General features: G+C 71.8%; 11 protein-coding genes. 4 read left to right on the top strand and 7 right to left on the bottom strand.

What is annotated here, in order from left to right; genetic code table 11:
- The first annotated feature begins 259 nt into the window (after positions 1-259).
- The 3 genes from ACOJVX_RS19825 to ACOJVX_RS19815 all read left to right on the top strand — a co-directional run bounded on the left by ACOJVX_RS19825 (position 260) and on the right by ACOJVX_RS19815 (position 6,438).
- Positions 260-5,233: an NAD-glutamate dehydrogenase gene (locus ACOJVX_RS19825; RefSeq protein ID WP_422647001.1), complete on the top strand. Its 4,974-nt coding sequence runs from the start codon at positions 260-262 to the stop codon at positions 5,231-5,233.
- 67 nt (positions 5,234-5,300) lie between these two features.
- Positions 5,301-5,798, top strand: a complete 498-nt coding sequence (locus tag ACOJVX_RS19820; protein ID WP_026418548.1) for an acyl-CoA thioesterase — start codon at positions 5,301-5,303, stop codon at positions 5,796-5,798.
- Positions 5,791-6,438, top strand: a complete 648-nt coding sequence (locus ACOJVX_RS19815; protein ID WP_026418547.1) for a hypothetical protein — start codon at positions 5,791-5,793, stop codon at positions 6,436-6,438. Before ACOJVX_RS19820 ends, ACOJVX_RS19815 begins: the two co-directional genes overlap by 8 nt.
- A 63-nt stretch (positions 6,439-6,501) precedes the next feature.
- Here the strand turns inward: ACOJVX_RS19815 and ACOJVX_RS19810 are convergent, their stop codons facing one another.
- The 3 genes from ACOJVX_RS19810 to ACOJVX_RS19800 all read right to left on the bottom strand — a co-directional run bounded on the left by ACOJVX_RS19810 (position 6,502) and on the right by ACOJVX_RS19800 (position 9,735).
- Entirely contained in the window at positions 6,502-8,154 is a 1,653-nt protein-coding gene (locus ACOJVX_RS19810) for a glycoside hydrolase family 13 protein (RefSeq protein WP_248783847.1), read from the bottom strand.
- 162 nt (positions 8,155-8,316) lie between these two features.
- Complete coding sequence (locus tag ACOJVX_RS19805) at positions 8,317-8,709, bottom strand: globin (RefSeq protein WP_030105424.1); 393 nt, start codon at positions 8,707-8,709, stop codon at positions 8,317-8,319.
- Between the two features lie 36 nt (positions 8,710-8,745).
- The gene (locus ACOJVX_RS19800; protein ID WP_030105423.1) at positions 8,746-9,735 is read right to left on the bottom strand and encodes a mechanosensitive ion channel family protein; all 990 of its coding nucleotides are present in this window, start codon (positions 9,733-9,735) and stop codon (positions 8,746-8,748) included.
- Positions 9,736-9,913: 178 nt separating this feature from the next.
- Between ACOJVX_RS19800 and pepE the strand changes: the two genes are divergently transcribed.
- On the top strand, positions 9,914-10,642 hold the full coding sequence (gene pepE / locus ACOJVX_RS19795; protein ID WP_026418543.1) for a dipeptidase PepE: 729 nt from the start codon (positions 9,914-9,916) through the stop codon (positions 10,640-10,642).
- Positions 10,643-10,723: 81 nt separating this feature from the next.
- On the opposite strand, the gene ACOJVX_RS19790 is transcribed toward pepE, so the two are convergent.
- From ACOJVX_RS19790 to ACOJVX_RS19775, 4 genes are read right to left on the bottom strand one after another with little or no spacing between them, the layout of a single operon-like run.
- On the bottom strand, positions 10,724-11,653 hold the full coding sequence (locus ACOJVX_RS19790) for a DUF1177 domain-containing protein (protein ID WP_422647000.1): 930 nt from the start codon (positions 11,651-11,653) through the stop codon (positions 10,724-10,726).
- On the bottom strand, positions 11,650-12,345 hold the full coding sequence (locus ACOJVX_RS19785) for an aspartate/glutamate racemase family protein (protein WP_030105421.1): 696 nt from the start codon (positions 12,343-12,345) through the stop codon (positions 11,650-11,652). The genes ACOJVX_RS19790 and ACOJVX_RS19785 overlap by 4 nt, the downstream gene beginning before the upstream one ends.
- Positions 12,342-13,046 (bottom strand): AroM family protein, encoded by a 705-nt coding sequence (locus tag ACOJVX_RS19780; RefSeq protein WP_422646999.1) that lies wholly within the window; start codon positions 13,044-13,046, stop codon positions 12,342-12,344. The genes ACOJVX_RS19785 and ACOJVX_RS19780 overlap by 4 nt, the downstream gene beginning before the upstream one ends.
- The gene (locus tag ACOJVX_RS19775) at positions 13,043-14,326 is read right to left on the bottom strand and encodes an alpha/beta fold hydrolase (RefSeq protein WP_422646998.1); all 1,284 of its coding nucleotides are present in this window, start codon (positions 14,324-14,326) and stop codon (positions 13,043-13,045) included. The genes ACOJVX_RS19780 and ACOJVX_RS19775 overlap by 4 nt, the downstream gene beginning before the upstream one ends.
- Between the last annotated feature and the right edge of the window lie 2 nt (positions 14,327-14,328).

Genomic DNA, 14,328 nt, shown 5'->3' with positions numbered 1-14,328 from the left:
CACGCGGGAAGCCCCCGAGTCCGGTTCGAGTGGAGCGGACGAACGTGTGCTGGGTCTCGCTGGCCCGTCTCCGGCGGAGCGTCGGCGGGACCAGGCTCTAGCATCGTGGGCAGTTTCCGCAACGGATCGTCAGACCGCGGTCACCACCGTGCCGCCTGTCGTCCGCGTCCACCCGTCGGCCCGCCACCACCGGGGGCACGCTTAGGGTGGAGACGGTCGCGGTACAACGGGGTACCGCACAGTGTGGAGTCGTTTGGTGATGAGCTCAACAGGAGCACAGTCTCAGGCCGCAGGTGACGCGGCGAGGATGTCGACCGGTCCGGTGGACCGGTCGACCGGGTCGGACGTCAATCGCGAGGACCTGCTCAACGAGGCCGCGTCGGCGGTGCCCGACGTCGAGGACCTGCTGCGCCTCTACTACCGACACGTTCCCGGCGACGAGCTGGCCGACTACGACCCCGCCGGGTTGGCGGCCATCCTGCGCGCCCACCTCGACCTCGCCCGTTCGCGGGTGCCGGGGCGGCCGGCGCTGCGGTCGCTGACCCCGGACGGCCGGGTGTCGGAGACCGTCAGCACCGCCATCCAGCTGGTCACCGACGACATGCCCTACCTCGTCGAGTCGGTGGTGTCCGGCCTGAACCGCCAACAGGTCCAGGTGCAACGGGTGGTGCACCCCATCGTCGTGGTGCGTCGCAACCTGGCCGGTGACCTGCTCGAGGTGCTGGCCGACGCCGATCCCACGTCCCCGCCACCCGACGCGCTGGTGGAGTCGTGGATGTACCTGGAGATCGCCCAGCTCCGGGACGGCGAGGTGCTCGGGGAGGTCGAGCAGCGGCTGTACGCGGTGCTCAACGACGTCCGCGAGGTGGTGGAGGACACCGACCGGATGACCGAGCGGGCGCACGCCCTCGCCGCCGAACTGCGGCGGACGCCGCCGCCGCTGGACCCGGACGAGGTCCGACGGGGCGCCTCACTCCTGGACTGGTTGGCCACCGGCCACTTCACCTTCCTCGGCTACCGGCACTACGAGTTGGTGCACGGCACGGGCGACGGGGACGAACCCGCGTTGCGCGTCGTCCTCGGGTCCGGTCTGGGGGTGCTGCGGCGGGACAGCCTGGACGCCAAGGGGCTGGGAGCCGCCCCCGACGGCGGGGCGCACGCCCTGGCCCCCACCCTGCTGGTGCTCACGCAGGGGAGCGAACCCTCCGCCGTGCACCGGGCGACCCACCCCTACTTCGTCGGTGTGAAGACCTTCGACGACCAGGGCAACGTCAACGGCGAACACCGCTTCCTCGGGTTGTTCACCCCGGCGGCGCTGCACGCGGACGTCCTCGACATCCCGGTCGTCGCGGACAAGGCCAGGGAGGTCGTGCGGCGGGCGGGGTTCCCCCTGGAGTCGTACTCGGGGACCAGGATGTTGGAGGAGATCCAGAACTACCCGAGGGCGGAGCTGTTCTCCACCGAACCGGACACGCTGTTGGAGACGATCTCCGGCGTGCTCGCTATCGCCGAGCGCCGCATGCTGCGGCTGTTCCTGCGCCGCGACCCCTACGGCCGTTTCTACTCCTGCCTGGTGTACCTGCCGCGTGACCGGTACACGACCACGAGCCGGTTGGCGATGCAGGAGGTGCTGCTCCGGGAGCTGGGGGGCCACAAGCTGGAGTACAGCGCCCGCATCGGCGAGTCGCAGCTGGCCCGGGTGCACTTCGTGGTGAGCACCACTCCCGGTGAGCCGGTCCAGGTCGACACCGCCGCCCTCCAACAGCGGCTGCTGGAGGTTTCCCGCACGTGGGAGGACCTCATGGTGGAGGAGGTGGTTCGCCGCAGGGACGACCCCGAGCGCCTCGCCGACGACGAGACCACGGCCTCCGAGACCGCCCTGGAACGGGGCCGCCAGTACGCGTCGGCGTTCTCCGAGGCCTACAAGGAGGACTTCACGGCCGCCGAGGGGCTTGACGACCTGCACCGGTTGTTCCGCCTCGGCGGGCCGGGCGACCTCGACATCTCGTTCTACGCCCCCGCGGACTCGGCGCCGGGGGAGCGCCGTTTCAAGCTGTACATGGTGGGCGAGCGGGTCACGCTGTCCCAGGTGTTGCCGGTGCTCCAGCGGATGGGCGTCGAAGTCGTCGACGAGCGGCCCTACGAGGTCAACCGGCACGACGGCGTCCAGTGCTGGGTCTACGACTTCGGGCTCCGGCTCGACCCCCGCGCCCTCGCGGAGGGGGAGCGGGACCAGCTGGCCGAGGTGCAGACCCGCTTCCAGGAGGCGTTCGTCGCGGCGTGGCGCGGCGACGTCGAGGTGGACGGTTTCAACGCCCTCGTGCTGCGGTGCGGGATCACCTGGCGGCACGCCGCACTGCTGCGCGCCTACGCGAAGTACCTGCGACAGGTGCGCACCCCCTACAGCCAGGACTACATCGAGGACACCCTGCTGGGCAACCCGATGCTGACCGGTGCGCTGGTGCGCCTGTTCGAGGCCCGGTTCGACCCGGAGGTGTCCGAGGAGGGGCGGGCGAAACTCGTCGACGAGCAGACCGAGGAGATCACGGACCTCCTCGACGAGGTCGCCAGCCTGGACGTGGACCGCATCCTCCAGTCCTACCGCGCGTTGATCATGGCGACCCTGCGCACCAACTACTTCGTGCGGGACGCCACGGGGGAGCCGCTGCCGTACTTCGCCTTCAAGCTCGACCCGGCGTCGCTGCCGGACCTGCCCCAGCCGCGACCGGCCTTCGAGATCTTCGTCTACTCGCCGAGGGTGGAGGGCGTGCACCTGCGGTTCGGTTCGGTCGCCCGGGGCGGCCTGCGGTGGTCCGACCGCCGTGAGGACTTCCGCACCGAGATCCTGGGGTTGGTGAAGGCCCAGGCGGTGAAGAACGCCGTGATCGTGCCGGTGGGCGCGAAGGGCGGCTTCGTGGTGAAGAGGCCGCCGACGCGCACCGGGGACGCGGGGGTGGACCGGGAGGCGCTGCTCGCCGAGGGCATCGCCTGCTACCGCACGTTCATCTCGGGCATGCTGGACCTGACGGACAACCTGCGGGACGGGGAGGTCGTGCCGGCACCCCAGGTGGTGCGGCACGACCCGGACGACACCTACCTGGTGGTCGCGGCCGACAAGGGCACGGCGTCGTTCTCCGACATCGCCAACGAGGTGGCGTTGTCCTACGGCTTCTGGCTGGGGGACGCCTTCGCCTCGGGCGGGTCGGCCGGGTACGACCACAAGGCGATGGGCATCACGGCCCGGGGCGGGTGGGAGAGCGTCAAACGGCACTTCCGCGAGCTCGGCGTCGACACGCAGCGGGACGAGTTCACCGTGGTCGGTGTCGGTGACATGTCCGGGGACGTCTTCGGCAACGGGATGTTGTTGTCCCCGCACATCCGGTTGGTGGCCGCCTTCGACCACCGGCACATCTTCGTCGACCCCAACCCCGCGGCGGCCAGCTCCTACGCGGAGCGGCGACGCCTGTTCGACCTGGGGCGGTCGAGCTGGGACGACTACGACCGCAGCCTGATCAGCGCCGGAGGCGGGGTGTGGTCGAGGACGGTCAAGTCCGTTCCGCTGAGCCGGCAGATGCGCCGGGCGCTGGGCCTGGCGGAGAGCGTGACGAAGCTGTCCCCGCCGGAGCTGGTGCGGGCGATCCTGCTGGCACCGGTGGACCTGCTGTGGAACGGCGGTATCGGCACCTACGTGAAGGCGGCGGACGAGAGCCACGCCGACGTGGGGGACAAGGCCAACGACATCGTGCGCGTCGACGGCCGTGACCTGCGGGTCCGCGTGGTGGGCGAGGGAGGGAACCTCGGCCTCACCCAGCGGGGGCGGATCGAGTTCGCCCGGACGGGCGGCAAGATCAACACGGATGCCTTGGACAACTCCGCCGGTGTCGACTGCTCCGACCACGAGGTCAACATCAAGGTGCTGCTCGACAGGCTCGTCGCCCGGGGCCTGTTCGACCGCGAACAGCGCAACGAGCTGCTCGCCGAGATGACCGACGAGGTCGCCAGCCTGGTCCTGGCCGACAACTACGAGCAGAACCGGGTGCTGGGGGTGGCGCGCTCGCATGCGGCGCCGATGCTGTCCGTGCACGCCAGGTTGCTCCACCACCTGGAACAACGGCACGGGCTCGACCGCGAGTTGGAGGCCCTGCCGGACTCCGAGGAGATCAAGGCCAGGGAGAAGGCGCGGGAAGGGTTGTCCAGCCCGGAGCTGGCCACCGTTCTGGCGCACGTCAAGCTCGCCCTGAAGGACGAGCTGCTCGCCAGCGACCTGCCCGACCAGGAGATGTGCCTGCGCCGGCTTCCCGCCTACTTCCCCACGCCGCTGCGGGAGCGGTTCGACGCCGAGATCCTCCGGCACCCGCTTCGTCGGGAGATCGCGACGACCCTGCTGGTCAACGAGGTCCTCGACGGGGCTGGGCTTTCCTTCGCCTACCGGTTGCTGGAGGAGACCAGCGCCACCGCCACCGACGCCGTTCGCGCCTTCGCCGTGGTGAAGGAGGTCTTCGGGATGGGGTCGCTGTGGCGGGCGATCGACCAGCTGGACAACGTCGTTCCCTCCACGGTCACCGACGAGCTGACGCTGGAGACGCGTCGGTTGCTGGACCGGGCGGTGCGCTGGCTGCTGGCGAACCGTCCCCAGCCGTTGGCGGTGGGAGCGGAGGTCACCCGCTTCGCGTCCACGGTCGCCGAGTTGGGTCCGAAGGTCCCGGAGCTGCTGCTGGGCAGCGAGCGGGAGGTGGTGTCCGGGCGGGCCGCGGAACTCGTCGACCAGGGCACCCCGCCGGAACTGGCCAGCAGGGTCGCGGCGTTGCTGAACACCTACTCGCTGCTCGACATCGTGGAGGTGGCGGAACTCGCCGAGCGCGACGGCGGGGTCGAGCGCGAGCGCAGCCCCCAGGAGGCGGCCGAGACCTACTTCGCGGTGTCGGCGCACCTGCGGATCGACGAGTTGCTCCACTCGGTCAGCGCGCTCGAGCGCGGGAACCGGTGGCACAGCCTCGCCAGGCTCGCGTTGCGGGATGACGTCTACTCCTCGCTGCGGCGGATCGCGTTGGACGTGCTGCGCAGCAGCGAGCCCGGTGACGCGGCCGCGGACAAGATCGCCCAGTGGGAGCAGGCGAACGCCTCCAGGCTGGCCAGGGCCCGGTCGACGCTGCGGGAGATCGACCGGTCGGGGCGCAACGACCTGGCCACCCTCTCGGTCGCGGCCAGGCAGATCCGGAGCATGGTGCGGTGACGGGTGGACCTCGCCGCGGTTAGGCTGCCGGGAATTCGTACGGATGTGAACGAAAGGGCGCGCTGACTTGGCCGCGTACGTCACCGACATCGCACCTCGCTGGTCCGACATGGACTCCTTCGGGCACGTCAACAACGCCAAGATGGTCACGTTGCTGGAGGAGGCGAGGGTGGGCCTGCTGTTCGACCACCCCGCCGGTTCCGGCCTGGACGAACTGTCCAGGGGGGTGGTGATCGCGCACCTGGCGATCGACTACCACCTGCCCATCGTGGTCACCGGGGCGCCGCTGCGGGCGGAGATCGCCGTGCGCGAGGTGCGCACGGCGTCCTTCACCCTGGACTACGCGCTCCGACAGGGGCCCGGGGCGTCCGACCCGGTGGCGGCGTCGGCGCGGACGGTGCTGGTGCCCTTCGACGTCGACGCGGGCCGGCCACGACGGCTGAGCCCCGTCGAGGTGGAGTACCTGAGCAAGTGGGTACCGGGCCCGGAGGGACCGCGCTACGAGCCCCGCCGGCCGAAGGCCACCGGGGCGGCCTCCGAGGGGTCGGGGGTCGGCGGTGCCTGAACTCCGACTGGCCGACGGCAGCGAACGTGACGATCTCGGCGCGTTCGTGGCCAGGGCCGTCCGGCTCGACCAGCAGTGCGCGATCCGGTTGCGGACGCGGTCGGGGGAACCGGGAGCCGAGGTGCTGGACGCGTGGATGGCCACTCCCTTCGACACCCTGGTGACGAGGTCGGTGCGGGGAGCGGTCCACCCCAACGACCTCACCGTGCACGGGTCCGAGCTGTTGGCCTCGCTCGCCGTCAGCAGGGGGGACGGCGTCGACCCGGGCGCTCCCCAGGACCTGTTGTGGCGTTCGGCCCTTCCCCCCGCCGACGGGTGGGTCCGCGTCGACGACCTGCCGGCCGGGGTGGTGTCCGACCTCGCGGACCGTGGGGTGGCGGTGGCCAGGGAGAACGCCGGTCCCAAGGGGAATCCGCCTGCCTCGCTGTTGGACCAGGCGGTGCTCACCGTCAGCGGTTCCGGATTCGAGGTGAAGGTCCCGATGCGGTGCCTGTTCTCCCTGTCGGGGATGGGCTTCGTGGGCGGCGCTGACTCAGACGACCTGATCAGGGTCAGCGCCACGGACTCCTGGTTGCGGATGGACGCGCGTTTCGGAGCGGTGGTGCGGCGGCGGCACGCGCTGCTGCCGTTGCTGTTCTGAGCCTGTGGGTCGACGGGTGCCCGGCCGGCCCTCCACGGGGAGGGCCAGCCGGGCACGTCGAGGTCAGTGCAGCCAGGCCGCCGTGTTCGGGGGGAGCTCCCCGTTGTCGTCGAGCGGGCCGCTGGCCAGCAGCACCTCTCCCGGCGGCAGCGGAACCGAGGCGTCAGAGGTGTTCAACGCGCAGATGAGCCGCCCCTCGCTGCGGCGGAACGCGAAGCAGCGGTCCGGCGCCCCGTACCACTCGACCTGGTCACCGGCGAATCCCGGGTGGGTCCGGCGGATCTCCATCGCCCTCCGGTACAGGGAGAGCATCGAGTCCGGGTCCTCCAGCTGGCGTTCCGCCGTGAGCGCGGCCCACTCCTCCGGCATCGGCAGCCAGCTCGTCTCACCGGAGGAGAAACCGAAGGCGGGCTGGTCGCCCTCCCACGGCATCGGGATGCGGCAGCCGTCCCGCCCCCGGTCGGTGCCGCCCGACCGCCGCCAGATCGGGTCCTGAAGGGCCCAGTCGGGCAGCTCGACGTTGGGCAGCCCGAGCTCCTCCCCGTAGTACAGGTAGATCGTGCCGGGCAGGGCGAGCTGGACGAGGGCCATGGCCCGTGCGCGCCGCACCCCCAGGTCGCCGCCGCCGTAGCGGGTGGCGTGCCGGGGAACGTCGTGGTTGGACAGCGTCCAGGTGGGCGGAGCTCCCACCTCGGCGACCGCGGCGATCGAGTGCTCGATCGCCGCGCGGACCTCCCCGGCGTCGAAGGACGCCTCGACGAGCCGGAAGTTGAAGCCGAGGTGGAGTTCGTCGGGACGGACGTACCGGGCGAAGCGGTGGTCCTCCTTCACCCAGATCTCCCCGACGGCGACCTTCCCGCTGTACTGGTCCAGCGTCTTGCGGACCATGCGGTGGATGTCGTGCACACCGTCGTTGTCGAAGCGGGGGTCCAACCGGTTGTCGTGCAGGACGGCCGAGCCCTGGTCGGCGTCCTCGGACATGTCCGGCAGGTCCGCCGGCTTGGCCATGCCGTGCGCCACGTCGATGCGGAAGCCGTCGACGCCCCGGTCCAGCCAGAACCGCAGCGTCGTCTCCAGGTCCAGCCAGACCTCCTGGTTGGCCCAGTTCAGGTCCGGCTGTTCCGGCGCGAACAGGTGCAGGTACCACTGTCCGTCGGCGACGCGGGTCCACGCCGGGCCGCCGAAGATGCTCGTCCAGTTGTTCGGGGGCAGCTCACCGTCCGAGCCGAGCCCGTCCCGGAAGATGTAGCGGTCACGTTGCGGGCTCCCCGGCGGTGCCACCAGCGCCTCCTGGAACCACACGTGCTGGTCGCTGCTGTGGTTGGGCACCAGGTCGATGGTCACCTTGATGCCGGCGGCGTGGGCGTCCTCGATGAGCCGGTCGAAGGCCGCCAGGTCACCGAACTGGGGGTCGACGTCCCGGGGGTCCGCGACGTCGTAGCCGTGGTCGGCCATGGGGGAACGGAAGAACGGCGTGAGCCACAGGGCGTCCACCCCGAGTAGCTCCAGGTAGCCCAGCCGTTGCCGGATGCCCTCGAGGTCTCCGACGCCGTCACCGTTCGAGTCGGCGAACGAACGGACGTACACCTGGTAGAAGACAGCGTTGCCCCACCAGTCGGGCCCGTCGATGGCCTCGCGCTGAATGTCGGCGGATCGTCGCACAAAGAGCCATATTGCCATCTCCGAGGCGCGGATTCTCCCGTACGGGTGATCCATTTCGGGTGATCCACGTCGTTACTGCGTACACCTCGCCTCGTTGGGCCGTCCGCAGTAGTGGTCACCGTCGCCGGTTGGGCCGACCGGATCAGGGGGGTGGAGGTGAACCGATCAGGAAGCCCGACGGGTGGGTGGTGGCGCGGGGAGGAGGTCCCGGACCCCTCACTCCCAGCTGTTCAACAGGCTGTGCGCGGCCATGTCCAGGTACTTCCAGAGCTGGTCGCGGTGCTCCTCGGAGAGGTCGGCCTCGTCCACGGCCACCCGCATGCACCGCAGCCACGCGTCCCGCTCGGCCGGCCCCACGTGGAAGGCGGCGTGCCGCATCCGCAGCCTCGGGTGGCCCCGGCGGTCGGAGTAGGTGTGCGGACCGCCCCAGTACTGCTCGAGGAACAGGCGCAGCCGCTCCTCGGCAGGGCCGAGGTCCTCCTCGGGGTACATCGGCCGCAGCAGGTCGTCCTTGGCGACCTCCTCGTAGAACCGGCCGACGATCGCGCGGAAGGTCGGCTCGCCGCCCACCGCCTGGTAGAAGTTCTCGGGTGCTGCCACGTTCTCCATCCTCACCCACGTGCGCCGCGGACCGACGACCGCCCGTCAGGGCTGCTGTTGTTGCTGGTAGAAGGCACGGCCGGCGGGGTAGGGCGCGGTGATGCCCTCCCGGTCGTAGACGTCCTTGATCCTGGCCCGCAGCGAGCGCTGCACGGCCCACTGGCGTCCGGGCCGGACCTTCACGGTGAGCCGGATCGTGATCGTGTCCGCCGTGATCTGGTCGACGCCGAGCATCTCCGGGGGTTCCAGCACGTCCGCCGAGAAGCTGGGTTCCTCGGCGGCCTCGGTGGCCGTGTCGAGCGCGAGTTGGATCGCCCTGTCCACCGGAACGGTGTGGGCGACCGGCAGGTCGACGACGGCCACCGAGAAGCCCTGGCTGAAGTTGCCCACCCGCAGGACCTCGCCGTTGCGCACGTACCAGACGGTGCCGTTGAGGTCCCGTAGCGTCGTCACCCGGAGGCCGACGGCCTCCACCGTGCCGATCGCGTCACCGAGGTCGACCACGTCACCGACGCCGTACTGGTCCTCCAGCATCATGAACATGCCGGACAGGAAGTCTCGGACCAGGTTCTGCGCGCCGAAACCGATGGCGACGCCCACCACACCCGCCGAGGCCAGGATCGGGGCCATCTGGATGCCGAGTTGGTCGAGCACCATCAGCGCGGCCACCCCGTAGATCACGAAGCTGGCGACCGACTTGAGCACCGAGCCGATGGTCCTGGCGCGCTGGGCCCGACGTTCCGACAGCAGCGGCCCCAGGGCGTCCGGTGCCCGCTCCCGCAACGGCGCCAGCAGCGCCGGCACCCGGCCCTCGCCGCCACCCCTGGTCGCCCGGGAGATCATCCGGTGCACCAGCCAGCGGAGCACGAACGCGGCGATCACGATGAGGGCGATCGCGATGCCGTTGACCACGAGCGGGGACAGCTCGGCGACCGTCGCGTTGCCGGTCACCTCGAAGACGCGGTCGCAGATGGACCCGTCCTCGTTCACGCACGCGGGCTCGGGGCCGGGGGAAACGGTGGACACGTCGGCCATGCTAGCCACCCGCGACCGGGGACCCGGTGTTGTCTTCGTTACCCGAGCGTGACCTCCGGGGTGGTGTCGTCGCCCGGGGCACGCGAGGTGGGACGGGTGCGAGGTCACAGGGGGGCCGGATGGGAGGCTCGCGAGGACGCCGAGGGCGAACGACGAGGTCAGAGAAGGGCGGAGGGTCATGGACCTGTTGCTGTTGTCGAACTCCACCAACCACGGGCGGGGCTTCCTCGAACACGCGGGGGACGAGGTGCGGGACTTCCTCACCGGGGTGGACCGGCTCGTGTTCGTCCCCTACGCGCTGGCGGACCACGACGGGTACACCGAGAAGGTCCGCACGGCGCTGCGGGACGTCGTGGAGGTCGTCGGGGCGCACGAACGGGAGGACCCCCGGGAGGCGCTGGCGGGAGCCCGAGCGGTGTTCGTCGGGGGCGGCAACTCGTTCCGCCTCCTGTCGAACCTGCGCACCCGGGGACTGCTGGACGCGCTGCGGGGACAGGTGCGGTCGGGGCACCTGCGCTACATGGGGGCCAGCGCCGGGACGAACATGGCCTGCCCGTCGCTGCGCACCACCAACGACATGCCGATCGTGCAGCCGCCCTCGTTCGAGACGCTGGGTCTGGTGCCCTTCCAGATCAACCCGCACTTCCTGGACGCCAGCCCGGGCAGCACGCACATGGGGGAGACCAGGGAGCAGCGGATCGCCGAGTTCCACGAGGAGAACGACGTCCCCGTGCTCGGCCTCCGTGAGGGCGCCTGGGCGCGGGTGTCGGGGACGGCCGCGACCCTCGGTGGCGAGACCGGAGCGGTCCTGATGGAGCGGGGCCGGCCGGCCCGCGAGCTCGCTCCCGGCAGCGACCTCGGGTTCCTGTTGGACGCCCACCCGAGGTTCGACGAGCCGGCCCGCTGAACGGGACACCGGCAGCGGGGGACGGGGCCGGTCACCGCACCCGCCCCGCCCCTCCCCGGCCCACGCCCGGTGCGCGCGGGGTCAGCCCCCGGTCTGCAGGTGGGTCATCGGCCCGTACAGCTCGACGAGGCGGTCGAACTCGGCGGTGTCGTGGAACGAGCAGGTGCCCCGACCGAACCGCTTGGCCACCTCCACGCAGAACCGGACGGCCTGCTCCACCACGTGCGGGTCGGTGGCCCCCGTCGCGGAGCCGGCCACCGCTGTCTCGGTGGTCAACGCGACGCCCACCACGGGCGCCGTGGTCGCCGTCGCCGGCTGGAGGATCGAGTTGACGTGGTACACGCCGTTGCCGTAGGGCGTGATGTCCTGGGTGGTCAGCGGGAGGACGGCCGGGAGCCGGCCGGTGACCTGCTCGACGATGCCCAGCAGGTCCTCGCTGGTGCGCAGGATCCAGCCCTGCCGGACAGTCGGGGAGATCGCGAACCCGTGGTGGTTGAGCACCCGGTTGCCCTTGGTGGTGTCCACCGACAGCACCGCGTCGGCGTCCGCGCTGACCTCGTGCTCGTTCATCTGGCCCATGTCGACCGGCGAGCCCATGAACGGGACCGGGTCATGCGGCATCGTGGGGGCGTCGGGGCACACGTGGGTGGAGATGACCACGTCCCCGGCGAGCACGTCACCCCGGGCGCGCATGGCCGAGAGCTTCGCCGCCGTGGACAACGCCGTCAGCGCGCCGTCCCCGTCGGAGACGAAGCCGATCTGCTCGGGCCGGGCGCCGAGCCCGCCCAGCCGTCCGATCACGCCCAACGTGGGCGCGGTTCCCCCGGCGAGGCGGCCCTGAGAACCCGGAACGACGCACCGCAGGAAGTCGGTGCGCCCCGACTCGCCGGTCACCCTGGTGACCTCCACCCGGTCGGCTCCGTGGGACCGGAGCCACTCGGCGGCTGCCTCCCCGTCCACCCCCGGGTCGTCGAGCAGGTCGTAGGCGTCCATCACGTGTCGCAGGCTCATGCCTGGTCTCCTTCCTCGTAGCGTTCCCGCCCTCCCAGGGCGAGCGTGGCGACCGCGCCGCCGGCCAGGACCGCGTCGACCACGGGTACTCCCAGGTGGGAGCGCACCCACGGCGCGAGGCGGATCGTGGTGAGGCCGGTGCAGGCGAACAGCAGCACCTCGGCGCCGGCCGCGACCAGGTCGGCGGCGGCGGCGCGGGCGGCGGCGGCGCCCTGGTCGGTGAGCAGGTCGGTCGTGCGGGTCACGCCGTCCGGTCGGCGGGCCGCGACCAGGCGCGCGCCGAGGACGTCACCGACCGCCGGGGGGACCTCGTCGGTGATGCCGAGGACACCCACCCGGTCGCCGGTCGCGAGCGCTGCCGCCGCCGCGGCGGAGCCCGCCCCGATGACCGGGATGCCCACCGCGGCCCGGGCCTCGCGCAACCCGGGGTCGGCGGCGCAGCTGATCAGCAGTGCCGCGCAGCCGGTGCCGGCGAGCGCCCGCGCGGTGTCGACGATCTTGGGAACCGCCAGGGCGTGGCTGGCCTCGTCGTGCACCCCGTACGGCTGGTCCGGGATGCACGCCGACCGGGTCGGCACGTCCCACTCGCGTTCCACCGCCCTGCCGTGCGCGGCGACGAGGTCGGCGTCGGTCGAGCTGACCACGCGGATGACGCCCACCGTGGCCCTGCCGTCCTGGTTGACGGCGGTCATGCGATCACCTCCGCCGCCAGCCGGGCCACCACCGAGCGGGCCAGTGCCACCGGCCGGCCGCTCGCGTTGGCCGCCAGCCGGCGCATCCGTTCCGAGTAACCCATGCAGTCGAGGACGATCCAGTCGGCGCCGCGGTCCGCGAGGTCGGCGGCCGCCCTGGCCACCCCCCGCTCGGCCAGGGCGGCCGGCTCCGCGTAGGGGGTGGCCGCCTCGACGAGCACCCGGTCGGCCGCGTCCCGCCACGTGCCGGCCGCCGTGTCCCGCTGGTCCGGGAGGGGGCACACCACGCCGAGCGTCGCCGCGCCGGCGGCGCTGACCAGGCCCCGCACCCCGTGCACGACGAGGGGCTGGGCGGTGATCAACGGGCGCCGGTGGGGGATGTCGACGAGGTGGCCGGTGCACACGAGCAGGGTCGCCGTGACCCCGGCCTCCTCCACCCAGCGCACGGCGGCCCGCAGGTGCGGCGCCACCAGCGCCCCGTCGAGCGCGACGCCCCGACCGTCGGCGAGGCGGGTCGCCAGCCGCTCGACAGTGGTCTCGCCCGGTGCCAGTGCCGCGATCTCCGCCCGGCCCAGGTCGTCCAGCGCGCCGCGCTCGACGACCTCCACCCGACCCAGCCGGGGCAGCAGCTCCGGCACCAGGTCGACGCGGGGCGACTGGCCGATGGTGACCACGCCGAGCCGGGGGAGACCGCCGGTCACGACAGTCCGCCAGCCATCGCCAGCAACCGGTCCAGGACCGCCGCGTCGGCGCGGACGCCGTCGTGGGCGTAGTCGTTGGTGATCCACGGTCGCAGACCGCGCACCGCCGACGCCGTCGCCAACGAGTGCTCCCGGGCCACGAACATGTCGTCGTAGTACACGGCGGCGAACGCCGGCACCTCGTTCGCCGCCAGCCGCGCCGGGTCGTACAGCGCCGGCCAGTCCGTGCGGGAGGCCAGCAGTTCGGCCGTCTCCCGCAGCGGCGTCAACGCGGGCACCTCAGCGAAGTGCAGCGGGTAGATCATCTCCCCGGTGAACAGGAAGTCCTCCGCGTCCACCGCGAACTCCGGCCGGCGCTGGTACTCGCGTTCGGCCGCCCACGACGAGGCCGTCCCCTGGTTGTAGATCGGCTCGTGCAGCACCGCGTACAGCGGGTTCGCCGCGAAGGACAACGCGGCGCCCAACTCGGCGAGGAACGTGTCACCCAGCCGGTCCCGACCCGGCGAGCCGGCGAAGGCCTGCTCCAACAGGAAGTGCAGGGAGTCGAAGCCCGACCTCGTCCCGAGCTGGATGCCCGCCGTCTGGAACCGCCGAGGGGTCAGGACCTCCCCCGTCGGCAGCCGGGTCTCCCCGGCGGAGAGGACGTCGACGACCCGCCGGACCAGTTCCCGGTCAGCGGGGTGCCGGGCGAAGTAGAGCTCGTTCTGCTCGACGGTCCGGTCGTAGGTGAGCCGGTACACGTCGTCGGCCGTCCCGGCCAGCGGGGGCAACCCGCCGGTGACGAACGCCTCCCGCAGTCCCTCCGGTGCGAACGACAGGTAGCTGAGGGTGACGAACCCGCCGAAGCTCTGGCCGAGCACGCTCCACGATTCGTCACCCCCGAGGTGCCGGCGCAGCACCTCGGCGTCACCGACGATCGAGTCGGCCCGGAACAACGACAGGTAGTCCGCCTGGGCCTCGGGGCCACCCACCTCCGCCAGGGTGCGCCGGTTGGCGGGAGTGGACAGCCCGGTGCCCCGCTGGTCGAGGAGCACCACCCGGTAGTCGCGCAGCGCCCTGCCGAGCCAGGTGCTCGGGGCGGTGGGCCGCTGTGCCCGGTTGCCGGGACCTCCCTGGAGCCACAGCAGCCTGGGCAGGTCCCTCCCGGCGTTCGCCGAGGAGACGACCTCCCTGGCGAACACCTCGATCGAGCCCCGCGCGGGGTCCCGGTGGTCGAGGGGGGACTCGACCACGTGTTCCGTGATGACCATGCCTGCTTGGCGGTACTCGTTCACGCGCATGC

It is taken from the genome of Actinoalloteichus caeruleus (assembly GCF_049311605.1).
GTDB classification, from domain to species: domain Bacteria; phylum Actinomycetota; class Actinomycetes; order Mycobacteriales; family Pseudonocardiaceae; genus Actinoalloteichus_B; species Actinoalloteichus_B caeruleus.
This window is presented reverse-complemented; position numbering and strand designations above follow the sequence as displayed.

Bases quoted from the DNA above. Each gene is read 5' to 3' on its own strand.
- ACOJVX_RS19805 (WP_030105424.1), bottom strand. From the start codon at position 8,709: ATGGAGAACGTGGCAGCACCCGAGAACTTCTACCAGGCGGTGGGCGGC.
- ACOJVX_RS19825 (WP_422647001.1), top strand. From the start codon at position 260: ATGAGCTCAACAGGAGCACAGTCTCAGGCCGCAGGTGACGCGGCGAGG.
- ACOJVX_RS19785 (WP_030105421.1), bottom strand. From the start codon at position 12,345: ATGACCGCCGTCAACCAGGACGGCAGGGCCACGGTGGGCGTCATCCGC.
- ACOJVX_RS19790 (WP_422647000.1), bottom strand. From the start codon at position 11,653: ATGAGCCTGCGACACGTGATGGACGCCTACGACCTGCTCGACGACCCG.
- pepE (WP_026418543.1), top strand. From the start codon at position 9,914: ATGGACCTGTTGCTGTTGTCGAACTCCACCAACCACGGGCGGGGCTTC.
- ACOJVX_RS19775 (WP_422646998.1), bottom strand. From the start codon at position 14,326: ATGCGCGTGAACGAGTACCGCCAAGCAGGCATGGTCATCACGGAACAC.
- ACOJVX_RS19810 (WP_248783847.1), bottom strand. From the start codon at position 8,154: ATGGATCACCCGTACGGGAGAATCCGCGCCTCGGAGATGGCAATATGG.
- ACOJVX_RS19800 (WP_030105423.1), bottom strand. From the start codon at position 9,735: ATGGCCGACGTGTCCACCGTTTCCCCCGGCCCCGAGCCCGCGTGCGTG.